Origin of the sequence: Stutzerimonas chloritidismutans, assembly GCF_020783375.1 — a bacterium.
In the GTDB taxonomy this organism is placed as follows: Bacteria; Pseudomonadota; Gammaproteobacteria; order Pseudomonadales; family Pseudomonadaceae; genus Stutzerimonas; species Stutzerimonas kunmingensis.
This window is the reverse complement of the sequence record NZ_CP086067.1, coordinates 4,043,997-4,059,654: the sequence shown is the minus strand read 5'-3', so window position 1 is coordinate 4,059,654 and position 15,658 is coordinate 4,043,997. Positions and strand designations below refer to the sequence as shown.

The following is a 15,658-nucleotide window of genomic DNA, read 5'->3' as shown; positions in this document are numbered from 1 at the left end:
TTGCCAGATGAAACGTTTCAGCTACCTTGAGCAGGAGTCATAACAACAAAGGGAACCCCCATGACCTGTTTGCAGCTTCTCCTCGGCCTGGGCATCTGCCTGGCCACCCCTGCCATGGCCTGGGAACAGGTGCTGATCGACCACGACAAGCCGGCGAAGAACTGGCGCATCACCAGCGAAGAGCTGGGCATCGACGCCCCGACGCCATTCTCGGTCAGCGTGCGTACCTTGCATGGCGGCCGGCAGGAAGGCGTCAGCCTGATCGAGATCGACAACGGCAGCATGCGCATGACCGTTGTGCCCACGCGCGGCATGAACGTGCTGGAAGCGGTGGCCGGCGAGGTACGCCTGGGCTGGGATTCGCCGGTGGATGAAGTGGTCAACCCGGCCTTTATCGAGCTCAACGGGCGCGGCGGGCTGGGCTGGCTCGAGGGCTTCAACGAGCTGGTCACCCGTTGCGGCTTCGAGTGGGTCGGCCACCCCGGCGAAGACAACGGCGAACTGCTCACGCTGCATGGCCGTGCGGCGAACATTCCGGCCTCGCGCGTGGTGCTGCAGATCGACGAGAAGCCGCCCTATGCCATTCGCTTGCGTGGCGAGCTGCAGGAGAAGGCCTTCAAGAAACTCGACTTCGCAATCCTCACCGAGCTCAGCACAGAGCCCGGCCGCACCGGATTCTCGTTGCACGACACGCTGACCAATCAGGGCGACTACGCAAAGGAATACCAGGTGCTGTACCACACCAATTTTGGCACGCCGCTGCTGGAGGAGGGCGCGCGCTTCGTGGCGCCGGTCAAGCAGGTCTCACCGTTCAACCCCCGCGCGGCGAAGGAGCTGAGCGACTGGCAGCGCTATCGCCGCCCGACCAGGGACTACGACGAGACGGTGTTCAACGTGGTGCCCTATGCGGACGAACAGGGCCAGACCCTGACCATGCTGCACAACCGCGCCGGCAATCTCGGCGTCAGTGTCGGCTTCAATACCGTCGAGCTACCGGTGTTCTCGCTGTGGAAGAACACCGATACCGAGAAGCAGGGCTACGTGACCGGCCTCGAACCGGGTACCAGCTTTTCCTACAATCGCCGCTATCAACGGCCGTTGGGATTGGTGCCGAAGATCGAGCCGGGTGAGCAGAAGCATTTTCGCGTGAGTTACGAGCTGCTGGTCAATAGCGCCGCAGTCGACGCCGCGCGCAAACGGATCGAAGCGGTACAGGCCGGTCGCGACACTGAAATTCGTGACGAGCCGCTGGTTGACCTGTCCAAGGACTAATACGTCTGCTGGACAGGTTTCGCGCGTTTTGGATCTCGTCGCAGCGATGCACCGTCGATACGGTGCCTCGCTTGCTCAGGATGGCTCTACGTCGGGCCTTTCAGGGCGACTGCGAGGCGTTCCTTGGGTCTGAAAGTTCCCTGGCTCCTGCAGCTATAGCAAAAGGCTTACAAGAGGCTGCGGCGTTCGACCCTTTTACCTACCAAGGCGTGTAATTAATCTATACCCACTCTGAAGCGCAGGACGCGCTCAGGATCAGGAAGATCGACCATCGCCAGGACGGCAATCGAAGGGAATTCGGAAAGGTCAGAAAAAACCCGCTTCGGCGGGTTTTTGCTTTTCTGACGGTTTCATATGCCGCTGGCGCTGAACGTCGACCGCGTATTTGCGACATTCAGAATTCGCACCATTATTTCCCGATCATGGGAAAAAGCCATCGCGTCAGATATTACGGACGAAAAAAGCCCCGCCGAAGCGGGGCTTTTTTGTATCAGGCGTCTTAGGAGACTTGAACCTGATCAGCCTGCATCCCTTTCTGGCCTTTGGTAGCCATGAAAGAGACCGCTTGGCCTTCGCTCAGGCTTTTGAAGCCTGTGCTTTCGATTGAACGATAATGAACGAACAGATCTTCGCTGCCATCGGTCGGCGTAATAAAGCCGAAACCTTTTTCATCGTTGAACCATTTGACTGTGCCATTTTGACGAGTAGACATGAGTATCTCCCAAGGTGTTTTAAGGCTGCAGCACTGAAGCATTCGGTGCCGAGACTGAGAAGCGAGAAGCAAAACGAACCGAGGAGATGAAACAGAGAAACATCATGCCGGGTGTCGAAGTGTTAATTGCGAAGCAGTGGGGGCGAATATACGTAGATTTAAATATATGTACAGCTTTTATTTGCGATTTAAATAAATTGGCTTCTTTAAGTAAGCCCGCGAACTCAAATATTTTGGGTTTAACTAGTTGTTAATCATCAATATTGTATGAGCTATGGGATCAAGAGAAATAATTCAACAAATGTTCCACGCTAATAATTCGTAGCGGGAGCATCGCTTGCCGACAAGCAGCGGGGGTGCGTGGCCGCGCAAAGGCGCCTTCTGTCCCGCCAGGCTGGTAAGCGCGACAGTGAAACGACACGTTCGTTTTAGCTATAGCGAAAGGCTTACAAGAATTCCGGTTTTTGGCTCTTCATTGCCTGCGGCCTGATGATTAATCTAAGCCCACTCTGAAGCGCAGGACGCGCTCAGGATCAGGATGATCGACCACCGCCAGGAAGGCAGCCGGAAGGATTCGGATAGGTCAGAAAGAACCCGCTTCGGCGGGTTTTTTGTTGCCCGCGCCATGCGCATCAAGCGCAGATCGGTGATTTTTAAGCGGCGGTGGATGGCCGGTCGGCAACGTCAGGCTTCGTCGAGCAGGCCGCGGATCTTGATCAGCAGGTCTGCACCTTCGAACGGCTTGAGTACCAGCTCCATGCGCTCATCGACAAAGCCTTCGCGACTGGATGCGCTCTCCGCATAGCCGGTCATCAGCACCACCGGCAGTGTCGGACGCTCGCGGCGTGCCCATTCCGCCAGCTGGCGACCGGAAAGACGGGGTAGCCCGACATCGCTCAGCAGCAGGTCAATCGACGGGTCGGCCTCGAGCAGAGACTGGGCGGTTTCCACGTCGCCCGCCTGGCTGCAGCGGTAGCCGGCTTCGATCAGCGTCTCGGCGATCAGCATGCGCACGCTGGGCATGTCTTCCACCACCAGCACGTGCTCGTGGCCGACCAGCCGCATCGAACTATCCGGCGCTGCGGCAGGCGTCGCTGCCTGTTCGCCGTTGGCGGCGGGCAGCAGGAGGGTGACTTCGGTTCCGGCGCCGAGCGTGCTGCGAATGCTCGCATCGCCACCCGACTGCAGGGCAAACCCGTAGATGCTCGATAGCCCCAGCCCTGTGCCGCGGCCCTGCGGCTTGGTGGTGAAAAAGGGATCGAAGACCTTGTCCAGCACGCCGGGATCGATACCCGTTCCGTCATCGCTCACGCACAGGCCGATGTAACGACCTGCGGCGAGTTCCGCCTTCTGGCCGCCATCCGAAGGGAACGTACTGATGCGGATATGCCCGCCTTCGGGCAACGCATCGCGGGCGTTGATCACCAGATTGAGCAGGGCGCTCTCGAACTGGCTGACGTCCACGCGCGCCACCGCGGGCTCGGCGGTGAAGTCGAAGGTCAGCGTGATGCGTTCGCCGATGGTGCGCCGCAGCAGGTCTTCCAGCGAGCGGATGCGTTCGTTGATATCCAGCGCCCGTGCATCCAGCGGCTGTTTGCGAGCGAATGCCAGCAGGCGATTGGTCAGCGACGCTGCGCTGCGCGCCGAGCTGAGCGAGGCATCGGCAAAGCGCAGCACGCTGTCGGCGCGGCCTTCGATGATGCGCTGCTTCATCAGCTCGATGCCGGTGATGATGCCGGTGAGCAGGTTGTTGAAGTCGTGTGCGATACCGCCAGTGAGTTTGCCCAGGGCGTCCATCTTCTGCGCCTGCAGCAGCTGCTCTTCGGTGCGCGCTCGCTCGGCGACCTCGTGGGCGAGCTGACTGGTGGTAGTCGCGATTTCCTGGCGCTGTGCGCGTTCACGCAGACGCTGTTCGGTTACATCCTCGACGAACACCAGGCCCAGGCCCTGTGCGCGGTACGGGGAAATCTGCCACTCGGTCTCGCGGGTATCGCCGTTGACCTGCATTTGCAGCGGCGTTTGCCAGCGCTCGCCGGCCTGAAGATGTGCGCTCAGCTCGGCGAGAATCGCGTCTTGGCCGGCGGCGAAACGTTGCGACAGGGGAGCCGTCGGGCCGACGGCTCCCACCAGCAGTTCAAACGCATGGTTGCACTCGTGCAGCTGCAGTTCGGCGTCGAGCACCGCGATGGGCGCGGCGACATGGAAGAAGATTTCCCGGAAGCGCGCCTCGCTGTCACGCAGTGCGCGCTCGGTATCGCGCACCCGCAGCAGGGTGCGCAGCGTCGCCAGCAGCACGTCGGGATCGACCGGGTGGATCAGGTAGGCATCGCCGCCGGCATCGAGGCCGGTGATGATGTCGTTGGTCTCGATGGAGGCGGCGGACACGTGAATCAGCGGCAGCAGGGCGGTGTTCGCATCGGCGCGCAGCTGGCGGGCGATGTCGAAGCCGCTCATGTCCGGCAGGTTGACGTCGAGGATCAGCGCGTCCGGCGCTGCGTTGGCCACCAGTTCCAGGCCTTCGCTGCCGGTGCCGGCTTCCAGCACCTGATAGCCATGGCGTTCCAGTACCCGGCGCATCGCATAGCGCGTCGGCGCGTTGTCGTCGACGATCAACAGACGGCTGTCACGCTCCATCGGAAGGCTCCGTATCAATCGCCAGAGGCAGAACTACATAGAACTCCGAGCCCTTGCCTGGTTCGCTTTCCACACCGACACGGCCGCCGAGCAGTTCGGCGAAACGCTTGCATAACGCCAGGCCGAGGCCGGTGCCGCGCAGGCGCTTCTGCAGCGGCGAGTCGACCTGGGCGAAATCTTCGAAAAGCCGGTCGTGCAGCTCGGGGGCAATGCCGATACCGGTGTCGCTGACGGCGAAGCGGACCTGCTGCGGGTTTTCCATCCGTGCCGACACGCGCACCACCCCCTGGGGCGTGAACTTTACCGCGTTGGAGATGAAGTTGCGCAGGATCTGCGCCAGCTTCTTGTCATCGGTATAGAGCCGCGGAATGCCTTCGGGCTCTTCGAAGATGAGGTCGATCGGCGAGCCCTCGACGATGGGGCGGAACATGCCGCGCAACGCCGAGAACAGGTCGAGCATGTCGAACCAGGCCGGGGAAATGCTGACGCGGCCGGCTTCGATCTTGGCCAGGTCGAGCAGATCATCGACCATCTCGCTCAGCTCGCTGGCGGCCGAGCTGACGAAACGCACCTGCGTGTGCTGTTCCGGGCTCAACGGGCCGTCCAGTTCGTCGCTGAGCAGGCGGGTGATGCTGAGGATCGAGCCGAGCGGCGTACGGAACTCGTGGCTCATGTACGACAGAAAGCGACTCTTCAGGTCCGAGGCCTGGCGCAGCTGCTCGGCCTGGGTGTCCAGCTCGGCATACAGCGCCAGTACACCCTGATTGGTTTCTTCCAGTTCGGCGCGCAGCGATTCATTCGCCCGGCGCAGCTGTTCGAGCTGGCCGGCGTCGCCGGTCTCGGGGGACGTCGGATCAGCCACGGGGAGCCTCCAGATTGAGTGCCAGCACGGTCACGTCGTCGCGACCGCGGCAGAAGTCGCGATGCAACAGTGCGGCGATGATGGCCGGGTGACGGTGAACGAGACCGGGGTAGTCGCGCAGATTCCAGCGTGTTTGCAGGCCATCGCTATAGAGCACCAGAAGCCGCGCCTCACCCAGCGGATAGTCGAAGACATGCGCCTTGCGAAAGCGCACGCCGACGATGCCAGGATGTGAGGCCAGGCCACGCGAGCCCTCGCTAGCGATCAGGCTGGCGCCGATATTGCCGATGCCGGCGAAATCCAGCGTCTGACGCTGGCCGTCGAAGTGCGCGATGGCTGCGGCGCCGCCACGAGTGCCGTTCATCGCCTGGTGCATATTGCTGAACAGGGCAAAGGGGGAATCCAGTGGGGATTCTGCAAACGCCACCGCGCCTGCCAGCGCGGCCTGTTGGGCAAGCTCGCCATGGCCGATGCCATCGATGACCAGGGCGCTGCAGCGCTGCCCATCGAAGGCCAGCTGCCAGGCGTCGCCGCAGGCTGTTTCGCCTGGATAGGGATGCTGGCTGACGCCGTAGCGCCACGGCGGCGGCTGCACGCCGCGAGGAAACAGCTGCGCCAGCACCACCGAGCCGCGGGCATCGGAATAGGCGTCGAACACCTGGGCCTGACGCGCCAGCGCGCCGAGCCCGATGCCCTGTGTGCCGCGGGTGGAAAAGCCGTCGGTCAGGCATTGATCGAGGTCGAAGCCCGGTCCGCGGTCGATCGCGATGATTTCGACGCCGCGCCCCTCTCGTCCAGGAATTACGCGCAGGTGCAGTTCGCCGCGCCCGGCGTGCTTGAGCAGGTTACTGCCCAGCTCGGTGGCGAGCAGGGCGACGCGCCCGGCATCGGTGGTGTCGAAGTCGTGCTGTTCGGCCAGCCGCTGGGCGACCCGGCGGGCGTGGCCGATCTGGCTGTTGTCTTCGATCAGCAGGACCTGGGTGACGCTTCCCTGAACGTTCATGTCCACCGCGTGATGGTGATTCGGGTGCCCGCGCCGACCGTGCTGTCGAGTTCGAACTCGTCAACCAGCCGCTTGGCGCCGGTCAGCCCCAGGCCGAGGCCGCTACCGGACGTCCAGCCGTCGGTCATGGCCAGCTTGATGTCGGCGATGCCCGGGCCTTCGTCGCGGAAGGTCAGGCGCACGCCGACCCGCGTGCCGTCCTCGATCAGCTGCCAATCCATGTCGCCACCGCCGCCGTAGACCACGGTGTTGCGCGCCAGCTCGCTGACCGCCGTGACCAGCTTGGTCTGGTCGATCAGGCGCATGGCGCATTCCTGGGTCAGCTTGCGTACGGTCTGCCGGGCCAGCACGACATCCTGCTCGAGGCGCACCGGCTGGCTGCCGCTGCTGCGCACGATCATTGCGCGGCCACGCGGGCGCGCAGCAGCTGCATGCCGCGCTCGACGTTCAGCGCGGTGCTGACGCCGGGCAGTTCGAGGCCGAGTTCGACCAGGGTGATGGCTACGGCGGGTTGCATGCCGACCACCACGGTCTCGGCATCCATGATCCGCGACAAGCCGGAGATGGTGCCGATCATGCGGCCGATGAAGGAGTCGACCATGTCCAGCGCGGAGATATCGATCAGCACGGCCTTTGCCGACGTCGCGCTGATGCGTTCGGCCAGGTCGTCCTGCAGGGTCATCGCCAGTTGGTCGTGCATGTCGACCTGGATGGTGACGAGCAGAAACTCGCCCATCCGCAGAATGGGTATGCGATCCATTAGACGGCCTTCGTCACGGTGAGGCCGGAACGGCGCAGGGCCAGGGCCAGGGCGTCGGCCAGGCTGGCCTTGGTGACGATGCCTTGCAGGTCCAGGCCCAGGTGCACGATGGTCTGCGCGATCTGTGGACGCACGCCGCTGATGATGCAGTCGGCACCCATCAGGCGAATCGCGGTGACCGTCTTCAGTAGATGCTGGGCAACCAGGGTGTCGACCGTCGGCACACCGGTGATATCGATGATGGCGATTTCCGAACCGGTATCGACGATGCGCTGCAGCAGCGATTCCATCACCACCTGGGTGCGCTGCGAGTCGAGGGTGCCGATCATCGGCAGGGCGAGCACGCCATCCCACAGTTTGACCACCGGAGTCGACAGCTCCAGCAGCTCTTCCTGCTGACGCTTGATCACCTCTTCGCGGGACTTCTGGAAGGTGCGTACGGTGTACAGCCCCAGGCTGTCGATCAGTTCGGATACCGCCCACAGCTGCTCGGCGAATACTGCCGGCTCATTGGCGTACTCGCTCTGCAGCAGGGCCATCAGCGGACGCTTGATGGCGAAGATGAAGCCCGCGGTCTGTTGCGAATCCATGCCAAGCAGTGCGCGGCTGCGCGAGAGTTTTTCCAGATACAGACGCATGCCGTCCCAGGCCGGACCGTTGATATCGGCCGAGCCGTCTGCCGTTCCGCTGATCAGCTGGCGGATGAAGTCGACGGTCTGCTGGGCCAGTTCTTCGGGCTTGACGTTGTGATAGCCGCCCAGATTCTGCAGGTCGGACTTCCAGCTGCTGAGCAGTTCGGCCTGATTGCGAGTGATGGTGTCGGTGGTACGTTGCAGCAGGGCCGCCATAGGTCTAGCTCCGGATTTGATTTGATCGTCCATGTTCACCATGGCGCATTAGCAAGAGTAGATATCCACCTTGCTGCGATGTTCCGCGCAGCCGGCCGCAGTCGCCTGCTTTCGGGAAATTCCCGACGGAAACGCTGGGAGATACTAGCAAATGGATATTAGCCAGGCGCGAGATTCGTTGCGCTCGATTCGCGCCTCAGCCAGGCGCCACGGCGTCGATCTGCTCGATCAGCCATTGCAGCGCCGAGTCGTTCTGTCGCTGTGCGACGCTGACGATATCCAGCGCGAAGGTGCCGAGATCGAACGGCAGATCGAAGGTTTGCAGCGGTAGCAGCGTGGCGAAATAGCGCGCCAACTGGGTCGGCAGTACGGCAGCGAGGTCGCTGCTGGCGACGATATGCGCGGCCTGCAGGTAGTTCGGCGTGGTGTAGACGACCTTGCGTTCAAGCCCTTGGGCTTCCAGCCACTGGTCGACCATGCCGCGGGTCTGGCCACCATGCACCCACAGGTGGCGCAGGCGCAGAAAGGCATCCAGATCCAGCCCCGCCGTCAGCAGCGGGTGGTCGCGCCGCACCGCCACCTGCAGCGTCTCGCTGGCCCAGCGACGTACGTGAAAGCGTGACGGCACCTCGAGAAAGCGCCCGAGCACCAGGTCGACCTCGCCGTTGTCCAGCGCTTCGACCGGCAGCGTCGGCGTCAGGTGCTGGATCGCCAGCTGGATGCCGGGTGCGTGCTCGGCCAGCCGCCGCATCAGCGCGGGCATGCAGATCAGCTCGACATAGTCGGTCACGGCGATGCGGAAACGCTGGTGGCTGCGCGCCGGATCGAAGGCTTCGCCGGCAATCAGGCTGTGCTCGATCTGCTGCAGCGCATGACGGATCGGTGCTTCCAGTGCCAGCGCCCTGGGTGTCGGCTGCATGGCTCGGCCGGCACGCACCAGCAGCGGGTCGTCTAGCAGTTCGCGCAGGCGGGCCAGGGCATTGCTGACCGCCGGCTGGCTTAACGACAGGCGTTCGGCGGCGCGCGAAACGTTGCGCTCGCGCAGCAGGGCATCCAGCACGCGGAGCAGGTTGAGGTCGAAGTTGTAGGTATTCATTTGGTGAATCCGAAACATCACAAGACTAAATTTCAAAAATAGTAGCGTCTTCGTCTATGGTTGGTCTCCAGTTTTTCCAGCCTTGCAACGAGGACAGCTGCAATGAGCCAAGACCGCTTCGATATCCAGACCGCCGCCGTGATCGGGGCGGGCACCATGGGCCGCGGCATCGTCATGAGCCTGGCCAACGCCGGCGTGCAGGTGCGCTGGCTGGACAACAACCCCGAGATGCTGGAACAGGCGCTGAGCGTGGTGGCTGACACCTACGCGCACAATGTGCGGCAGGGCCGGATCGACGAGACTCAAGCGGCGGCACGACGCGCCTGCGTCAGCAAGGCGGCCGGTTACCAGGCGCTGGCCGATGTGGATCTGGTGATCGAGGCGGTCTACGAGAATCTCGAACTCAAGCAGAACATCTTCCGCGAGTTGGACGGCATCGTGAAGCCGAGCGGCATTCTTGCCAGCAACACCTCGGCGCTGGATATCGACGCCATCGCTGCAGTCACCAATCGCCCCGAACAGGTCGTAGGCCTGCACTTTTTCAGCCCGGCGCACATCATGAAGCTGCTGGAGATCGTCCGCGGCGCGAAGACTTCCAAAGCGGTGCTCGAAGCATCCACCGCGCTCGGCAAGCGCATGGGCAAGGTCAGTGTGGTCGCCGGCAACTGCCCGGGCTTCATCGGCAACCGCATGCTCGCCACCTATGTGCGCGAGGCGCGGATGCTGCTGCTCGAAGGCGCCTATCCGCATCAGGTGGACGCCGCGCTGCAGGGCTTCGGTTTCGCCATGGGCCCGTTCCGCATGTACGACGTGGTCGGCATCGATCTGGAGTGGCGCGCCCGTGAACTGTCCGGCAAGGGCCAGGATGAGCCTGAGGTGCAGGTCGACAATCGTCTCTGCGAGCTGGGCCGCTTCGGGCAGAAATCGCGCATGGGCTACTACCGCTACGCCGAGGGCAGCCGTCAGGCCGAGCACGATCCGGAAGTGGATGCCCTGGTGCAGCGCGAGTCCGAGCGGCTCGGCTATGAGCGTCGTGAGATTGGCAGTGAGGAAATCCTCGAGCGCTGCCTGCTGGCACTCGTCAACGAAGGCGCGAAGATCCTCGAGGAAGGCATGGCCGAGTCCAGCGCCGATATCGACACCGTCTACCTCTACGGTTACGGCTTTCCTGCCGAAGTCGGTGGGCCGATGACCTGGGCCGATCGTCAGGGCCTGCCGGCCATTCGTGATCGCCTGAACGCCCTGGCTGAGCAGTACGGCGAGCACTGGAAGCCTGCCGAGCTGATCGACAGCCTGGCGACGCTCGGCGGCCGCTTCGTCGATTACAAGAAGGAGGCTTGAGCATGGAATACAAGGCCCCGCTGCGTGACATGCGCTTCGTGTTGCACGAACTGTTCGATGCCACCGGCCATTGTGAATTGCTGGGCAACGGCCTGGACCGCGAGCTGATCGACGGCGTACTGGAAGAGGCCGCCCGCTACACCGGCGGCGAAATCGCGCCGCTCAATCGCAACAGCGACGAAGAGGGCGTGACCCTGGAAAACGGCGAAGTCCGCACGCCACAGGGCTTCGTCGAGGCGTATCGACAGTACGTCGACAACGGCTGGGCGAGCATGACCGGGCCGACCGAATACGGTGGCCAGGGCTTCCCACAGCTGGTGGCCTGCAACTTCCACGAGATGCTGATGGGCGCTTCACTGTCCTTCCGCATCTATTCCGGCCTGACCGAAGGTGCGGTGCTCGCGCTGTACAAGCACGGCAGCGACGAGTTGAAAGATGCCTATCTGGAGAAGCTGGTCAGCGGCAGCTGGAGCGGCACCATGTGCCTGACCGAACCGCAGGCCGGCACCGATCTGGCGCTGTTGCGCACCCGCGCCGAACCCCAGGCGGACGGCAGCTACAAGGTCAGCGGCAGCAAGATCTTCATCTCCGGTGGTGAGCACGACATGAGCGAGAACATCGTGCACCTGGTGCTAGCGCGCCTGCCGGATGCGCCGGCCGGCGTGAAGGGCATCAGCCTGTTGCTTGTGCCCAAGTTCATCGCCAGCGCTGACGGTACGCCGGGCGAGCGTAACGCGCTGTCCTGCGGTGCCATCGAGCACAAGATGGGCATCAAGGGCGCCGCTACCTGCGTGATGAACTTCGATGACGCCACCGGTTGGATCGTTGGCGAGCCCAACCAGGGCCTGGCATGCATGTTCACCATGATGAACGACGCGCGGTTCCAGGTCGGTCTGCAGGGCCTGGGCATCGCCGAGCAGGCCTATCAGGGCTCGCTGGCCTATGCACGTGAGCGGCTGCAGTCGCGCGGTCTGGCCGGTGTTCAGCATCCGGACAAGGTGGCTGATCCGATCATTGTTCACCCGGATGTGCGGCGCATGCTGCTGACGCAGAAGACACTGGTCGAAGGCAGCCGGATGTTGGCGGCGTATTGCGCCCGGCAGCTGGACCTTGAACATGGCCATCCCGAACCGAGCTACCGCAAGGCCGCAAGCAAGCGCGCGGCGCTGCTGATTCCTATCGTCAAAGCCTTCTTCACTGACATGGGCCAGGAGGTCGCGAGCCTCGGCGTGCAGGTCTACGGCGGCCACGGTTATATCCGCGAGTGGGGCATGGAGCAGCTGATGCGCGACAGCCGCATCACTCAGCTGTACGAGGGCACCAACGGCATCCAGGCGCTCGACTACATCCGCCGCAAGTTGCTCGGCGATGGCGGCACTGAACTGTCAGCGCTGCAGGCCGAGTTCAGCGAGATTTGCGACCAGCAGGTTGACCGGCCAGCACTGCACGACATGGCCAGCAAGGTGCAGACACGTATCGGCGAATGGCGCGAGCTGACTGCCGAGATCATTGCTGCCACCGGGCGTGATCCGCAGGAGATTGGCGCGGTGTCGGTGGATTTCCTCCAGTACTCCGCCTATGTCTTGTTGGCCGGGTTGTGGCTGCAGGCCGCGGCGCGCGCGCAGGATGCGTTGGAGCAGGGTGCGGGTGAAGAGGCGTTCTATCAGGCCAAGCTGGCAAGTGCAGATTTCTACCTGCGCCGTGTACTGCCACGGGCGAGTGCGCATCGGGAAGCGATTCAGGGTGGGGCCGAATGTTTGATGGCGCTGCCGGAAAGCGACTTCGCGTTTTGAGCTAATCGATCACAGGAGGCACCGATGCATCCGTTCAGCTTTGCCACAACCGCTCAATTGATCTGCGAGCCTGGCTCGTCGCGCCGGCTGGCCAGCCTTTGCAAGGAGCGCGGGGCACGCTCGGTGCTGGTCGTGACTGATCCGGGCATCACCTGTTTCGGCCTGCTCAATGAGGTATTGCCGGGCTTCGAGGCGGAAGGGCTGCGAGTCGCCGTTTACGACCAGGTCATTGCTGATCCGCCAGAAAACATCGTGATGGCTGCGGTCGAGCAGGCTAAAGCGAGCGGTGCCGATCTGGTGATCGGCTTCGGCGGCGGCAGCTCGATGGATGTCGCCAAGCTGGTGGCATTGCTGGCGCATCCGGGCTGCGCGCAGTCGCTGCAGGACATCTACGGCGTCGGCAATGCCAAGGGCCAGCGCCTGCCGCTGATCCAGGTGCCGACCACTGCGGGCACCGGTTCCGAGGTTACGCAGATCGCGATCATCACCACTGGTGAGACGACCAAAATGGGCGTGGTCTCGCCCTTGCTGCTGCCTGATCTGGCGCTGCTCGATGCCGACCTCACCCTCGGCCTGCCTCCAGCGGTGACCGCGGCCACCGGTATCGACGCCATGGTGCACGCCATTGAGGCCTACACCAGCGCGCTCAAGAAAAACCCCATGTCCGACCTGCTGGCCCGCGAAGCGCTGCGCCTGCTGGCTGCTAACCTCGACGAGGCGGTGCACAACGGCAGCAACCGCGAGGCGCGCCAGGCCATGCTGCTCGGCGCGTGCCTGGCCGGGCAGGCGTTCGCCAATGCGCCAGTGGCGGCGGTGCATGCCTTGGCCTATCCGCTGGGAGGCAACTTTCATATTCCGCACGGGCTGTCGAATGCGCTGGTGCTGCCGCAGGTGCTGCGCTTCAACGTCAGCGCGGCGACCACTCATTACGGCGAGCTGGCGCCGATCATCCTCGGTGATCGTTTGCGCGCCGACGACCCGTCCACCTATGCCGAGCAGTTGATCGAGGAGTTCGAGCAGATGAGTGCGCGCGTTGGCCTGCCGACCCGGCTGCGCGATGCCGGCGTGCCGGAGGAGATGCTGCCGCAGCTGGCCAAGGAGGCGATGCTGCAGCAGCGCCTGCTGGTCAACAACCCGCGCGAAGTCACCGAAGCCGATGCGCTGGCGATCTATCAGGCGGCGTATTGAGCCCCCTTTTACTACTGCACGCGGAAACCACCCATGCCTGAGCAACCCAAGCACCTGCGCCACGATTACCGGCATTTTCAGCCGATCACCACGCGCTGGCACGACAACGATATCTATGGCCACGTGAACAACGTCGTCTATTACGGTTTCTTCGATACCGCGGTGAACAACTATCTGATCCAGCAGGGCGGGCTGGATATCCAGGGCGGTGAGATCGTCGGTTTCGTGGTCAGCTCCGCCTGCGACTACTTTGCGTCGATCGCTTATCCGGACGTCATCGAGGTCGGGCTGCGGGTGGCCAGGCTGGGCAACTCGTCGGTGCAATACGAGCTGGCAATCTTCCGCGAGGGTGAGCAGGAGGCCTGCGCCGCGGGTCGCTTCGTGCATGTCTTCGTTGAACGCGCAAGCAACCGTCCCACCGCCATTCCCGGGCGCTTGCGCGCCGCGCTGGAAGCCTTGAGTTAACCCGCTCGGCGCATCCAGCAGAAGCCCGTAAACGAGATCGCCCGAAGCGGCTGGGCTGGGCTGGGCCGGTCCGGGCGAGGCAGTGATGGCTGCGAGACGGCAATGCCTGCCGTCTGCGGCCCTCAGTGATGCTTGTGTTTGTGCTTGTAATGACCCTTGGCTTTGCCTGGATGGCCGTAGTAGCGGCGGTCATCCCGGTAGCGACGGTCACGCCGGTAGTCATCATCATCGTCGCCGTAGGCATTACCGATCGCGCCGCCAGCGCCGCCGCCCACGGCTGCGCCGATCAGCCCACCCGTGCTGCCACCGACCTGCTGGCCGATGACATTACCGCCAGCGGCGCCGAGGCCACCACCAATGGCCGCTTCGGTACGGCTGCGTTTGTCCGCACCGACCATGCCACCAGCCGCGCCGCCAACGCCGGCACCGATGGTGGCGCCGGTCGAGCCCCCCAGATGCTCTCCCACCACTGAACCCAGTGCACCGCCAAGCGCGCCGCCGACGGCGGCTTCGGTGTTGCTGCCGGCGAAGGCTGCCGCGCTGAGCAGACTGGTGGATAACAGGAAAATCGAGGCGTACTTCATGGTGTGATCCCGTATGTGGATTGCGCCGCGATCCTCACGCGCCGCTGCGCTTGCGGCAAGAGCGTTCCGATGAAATGCGTGATCCGGTTGGCGTTTGCTAACTATTTGATTTCGATAAGGAACAAGAGGATGTTTCGAATGGTCTCAAGTCGCTTGTGGGGCCTGAGCGCAGCGCCTTTACCCCCTCGGAATCAGCATCAGCCTTGCGCGCGCACCGCTGCGGCAGGGCTGTAGATCCGCGGCGGGCTGTGCTGTGGCAGGTGGATGAGGTTGAGGTTATGCCGCTGCGCCCACTGGGCGGCAAGGCCGGTGGGTGAAGACAGGCTTACCAGCGCTGGAATCCCGGCCCGCTGAACTTTCTGCACCAGCTCCAGGCTGCAGCGGCTGGTGACGATCGCCAGGCCGCCGGCCGCTGCACAGCCGGAGCGGGCCATGGCGCCGATCAGCTTGTCCAGCGCGTTATGCCGTCCGATATCCTCGCGGCCCAGGCGGATCTCGCCGTTGGCGTCCATGAACAATGCGGCGTGCACCGCCCCGCAGTCGCGCCCCAGCGGTTGAAACGCTTCGATTCGTTGACGCAGGTCCTGCAACCAGTGCGAGGGCGGCAGTGGTGCTGCCGGCATGATCGGCAGGCGCGGCAGTGCCTGCTCCAGCGCTTCGACCCCGCAGAGTCCGCAGCTGCTGTTGCCGGGTAGCTGGCGGCGTTGCTGCTTGAGGCGCCAGAACGCGCGGCTGGCGATGTCCAGCTCAGCGCGCCGGGCACTGCCGCTGCCGTGCAGGCGAATGTCGTAGATATCATCCAGCGACTCGACGAAGCCATTGGCCAGGCTGAAGCCAACCACGAAATCTTCCAGATCGGCCGGCGAGATCATCATCACCGCCTGGCTCAGCCCGTTGTAGGCGATCGCCAGCGCGCACTCCTCGGCAAGATCGACTGCGCATTGCGCGACATCGTCGATCGGCTGGTAGCAGTAGCGCTGGCTGGCGCCGGCAGGTGGTTGCGCGGCAGCGGCGACGCCGGCATTCAGGCGAGACGGGGCGTTCATCGGCAATTCGGTCCAGTTAGTCGCCTGTTTGGCAGGTTCGGTTGGTCAATTTCG

Annotated in this window: 15 protein-coding genes; 5 read left to right on the top strand and 10 right to left on the bottom strand. The window is 63.4% G+C overall.

The window, feature by feature from the left end; genetic code table 11:
• Nucleotides 1-60 precede the first annotated feature (60 nt).
• On the top strand, nucleotides 61-1,272 hold the full coding sequence (locus tag LLJ08_RS19105; protein WP_102833484.1) for an aldose 1-epimerase family protein: 1,212 nt from the start codon (nucleotides 61-63) through the stop codon (nucleotides 1,270-1,272).
• Nucleotides 1,273-1,771: 499 nt separating this feature from the next.
• Here LLJ08_RS19105 and LLJ08_RS19100 read toward each other — a convergent pair whose 3' ends face one another.
• From LLJ08_RS19100 to LLJ08_RS19065, 8 genes are all read right to left on the bottom strand, one after another.
• Nucleotides 1,772-1,984 (bottom strand): cold-shock protein, encoded by a 213-nt coding sequence (locus LLJ08_RS19100; protein WP_014821949.1) that lies wholly within the window; start codon nucleotides 1,982-1,984, stop codon nucleotides 1,772-1,774.
• A gap of 684 nt (nucleotides 1,985-2,668) precedes the next feature.
• Nucleotides 2,669-4,618, bottom strand: coding sequence for a response regulator (locus tag LLJ08_RS19095; protein ID WP_228207692.1), 1,950 nt, complete (start codon nucleotides 4,616-4,618; stop codon nucleotides 2,669-2,671).
• A complete protein-coding gene (locus LLJ08_RS19090) occupies nucleotides 4,608-5,480 on the bottom strand; it encodes a sensor histidine kinase (RefSeq protein WP_014821947.1) in 873 nt (290 codons plus the stop codon). Before LLJ08_RS19090 ends, LLJ08_RS19095 begins: the two co-directional genes overlap by 11 nt.
• Entirely contained in the window at nucleotides 5,473-6,483 is a 1,011-nt protein-coding gene (locus LLJ08_RS19085) for an ATP-binding protein (RefSeq protein ID WP_125896612.1), read from the bottom strand. The genes LLJ08_RS19090 and LLJ08_RS19085 overlap by 8 nt, the downstream gene beginning before the upstream one ends.
• Nucleotides 6,480-6,884, bottom strand: coding sequence for an ATP-binding protein (locus LLJ08_RS19080; protein WP_003281109.1), 405 nt, complete (start codon nucleotides 6,882-6,884; stop codon nucleotides 6,480-6,482). The genes LLJ08_RS19085 and LLJ08_RS19080 overlap by 4 nt, the downstream gene beginning before the upstream one ends.
• Entirely contained in the window at nucleotides 6,881-7,243 is a 363-nt protein-coding gene (locus LLJ08_RS19075; RefSeq protein ID WP_041015300.1) for an STAS domain-containing protein, read from the bottom strand. Before LLJ08_RS19075 ends, LLJ08_RS19080 begins: the two co-directional genes overlap by 4 nt.
• Complete coding sequence (locus tag LLJ08_RS19070) at nucleotides 7,243-8,091, bottom strand: STAS domain-containing protein (protein WP_042922653.1); 849 nt, start codon at nucleotides 8,089-8,091, stop codon at nucleotides 7,243-7,245. The genes LLJ08_RS19075 and LLJ08_RS19070 overlap by 1 nt, the downstream gene beginning before the upstream one ends.
• Before the next feature lie 196 nt (nucleotides 8,092-8,287).
• On the bottom strand, nucleotides 8,288-9,187 hold the full coding sequence (locus LLJ08_RS19065) for a LysR family transcriptional regulator (protein WP_104098145.1): 900 nt from the start codon (nucleotides 9,185-9,187) through the stop codon (nucleotides 8,288-8,290).
• 102 nt (nucleotides 9,188-9,289) lie between these two features.
• Here LLJ08_RS19065 and LLJ08_RS19060 point away from each other — a divergent pair, with 102 nt between their 5' ends.
• The 4 genes from LLJ08_RS19060 to LLJ08_RS19045 are packed head-to-tail and all read left to right on the top strand — an operon-like array spanning nucleotide 9,290 to nucleotide 13,974.
• Complete coding sequence (locus LLJ08_RS19060) at nucleotides 9,290-10,528, top strand: 3-hydroxyacyl-CoA dehydrogenase (protein ID WP_228207691.1); 1,239 nt, start codon at nucleotides 9,290-9,292, stop codon at nucleotides 10,526-10,528.
• Between the two features lie 2 nt (nucleotides 10,529-10,530).
• Nucleotides 10,531-12,321: an acyl-CoA dehydrogenase C-terminal domain-containing protein gene (locus LLJ08_RS19055; protein WP_228207690.1), complete on the top strand. Its 1,791-nt coding sequence runs from the start codon at nucleotides 10,531-10,533 to the stop codon at nucleotides 12,319-12,321.
• A gap of 24 nt (nucleotides 12,322-12,345) precedes the next feature.
• Nucleotides 12,346-13,509: an iron-containing alcohol dehydrogenase gene (locus LLJ08_RS19050; protein WP_228207689.1), complete on the top strand. Its 1,164-nt coding sequence runs from the start codon at nucleotides 12,346-12,348 to the stop codon at nucleotides 13,507-13,509.
• A gap of 33 nt (nucleotides 13,510-13,542) precedes the next feature.
• Nucleotides 13,543-13,974, top strand: a complete 432-nt coding sequence (locus LLJ08_RS19045) for an acyl-CoA thioesterase (RefSeq protein ID WP_044316037.1) — start codon at nucleotides 13,543-13,545, stop codon at nucleotides 13,972-13,974.
• A gap of 122 nt (nucleotides 13,975-14,096) precedes the next feature.
• On the opposite strand, the gene LLJ08_RS19040 is transcribed toward LLJ08_RS19045, so the two are convergent.
• Together LLJ08_RS19040 and fdhD are read right to left on the bottom strand one after the other, a co-directional pair.
• Nucleotides 14,097-14,558 (bottom strand): glycine zipper domain-containing protein, encoded by a 462-nt coding sequence (locus LLJ08_RS19040; protein ID WP_003303059.1) that lies wholly within the window; start codon nucleotides 14,556-14,558, stop codon nucleotides 14,097-14,099.
• A 197-nt stretch (nucleotides 14,559-14,755) separates the two neighbouring features.
• Entirely contained in the window at nucleotides 14,756-15,604 is an 849-nt protein-coding gene (fdhD, locus tag LLJ08_RS19035; RefSeq protein WP_228207688.1) for a formate dehydrogenase accessory sulfurtransferase FdhD, read from the bottom strand.
• Nucleotides 15,605-15,658: the final 54 nt, after the last annotated feature.

Coding starts and splice junctions, on each gene's coding strand:
- LLJ08_RS19105 (WP_102833484.1), top strand. CDS start 61: ATGACCTGTTTGCAGCTTCTCCTCGGCCTGGGCATCTGCCTGGCCACC.
- LLJ08_RS19100 (WP_014821949.1), bottom strand. CDS start 1,984: ATGTCTACTCGTCAAAATGGCACAGTCAAATGGTTCAACGATGAAAAA.
- LLJ08_RS19095 (WP_228207692.1), bottom strand. CDS start 4,618: ATGGAGCGTGACAGCCGTCTGTTGATCGTCGACGACAACGCGCCGACG.
- LLJ08_RS19085 (WP_125896612.1), bottom strand. CDS start 6,483: ATGAACGTTCAGGGAAGCGTCACCCAGGTCCTGCTGATCGAAGACAAC.
- LLJ08_RS19080 (WP_003281109.1), bottom strand. CDS start 6,884: ATGATCGTGCGCAGCAGCGGCAGCCAGCCGGTGCGCCTCGAGCAGGAT.
- LLJ08_RS19075 (WP_041015300.1), bottom strand. CDS start 7,243: ATGGATCGCATACCCATTCTGCGGATGGGCGAGTTTCTGCTCGTCACC.
- LLJ08_RS19070 (WP_042922653.1), bottom strand. CDS start 8,091: ATGGCGGCCCTGCTGCAACGTACCACCGACACCATCACTCGCAATCAG.
- LLJ08_RS19065 (WP_104098145.1), bottom strand. CDS start 9,187: ATGAATACCTACAACTTCGACCTCAACCTGCTCCGCGTGCTGGATGCC.
- LLJ08_RS19060 (WP_228207691.1), top strand. CDS start 9,290: ATGAGCCAAGACCGCTTCGATATCCAGACCGCCGCCGTGATCGGGGCG.
- LLJ08_RS19055 (WP_228207690.1), top strand. CDS start 10,531: ATGGAATACAAGGCCCCGCTGCGTGACATGCGCTTCGTGTTGCACGAA.
- LLJ08_RS19050 (WP_228207689.1), top strand. CDS start 12,346: ATGCATCCGTTCAGCTTTGCCACAACCGCTCAATTGATCTGCGAGCCT.
- LLJ08_RS19045 (WP_044316037.1), top strand. CDS start 13,543: ATGCCTGAGCAACCCAAGCACCTGCGCCACGATTACCGGCATTTTCAG.
- LLJ08_RS19040 (WP_003303059.1), bottom strand. CDS start 14,558: ATGAAGTACGCCTCGATTTTCCTGTTATCCACCAGTCTGCTCAGCGCG.
- fdhD (WP_228207688.1), bottom strand. CDS start 15,604: ATGAACGCCCCGTCTCGCCTGAATGCCGGCGTCGCCGCTGCCGCGCAA.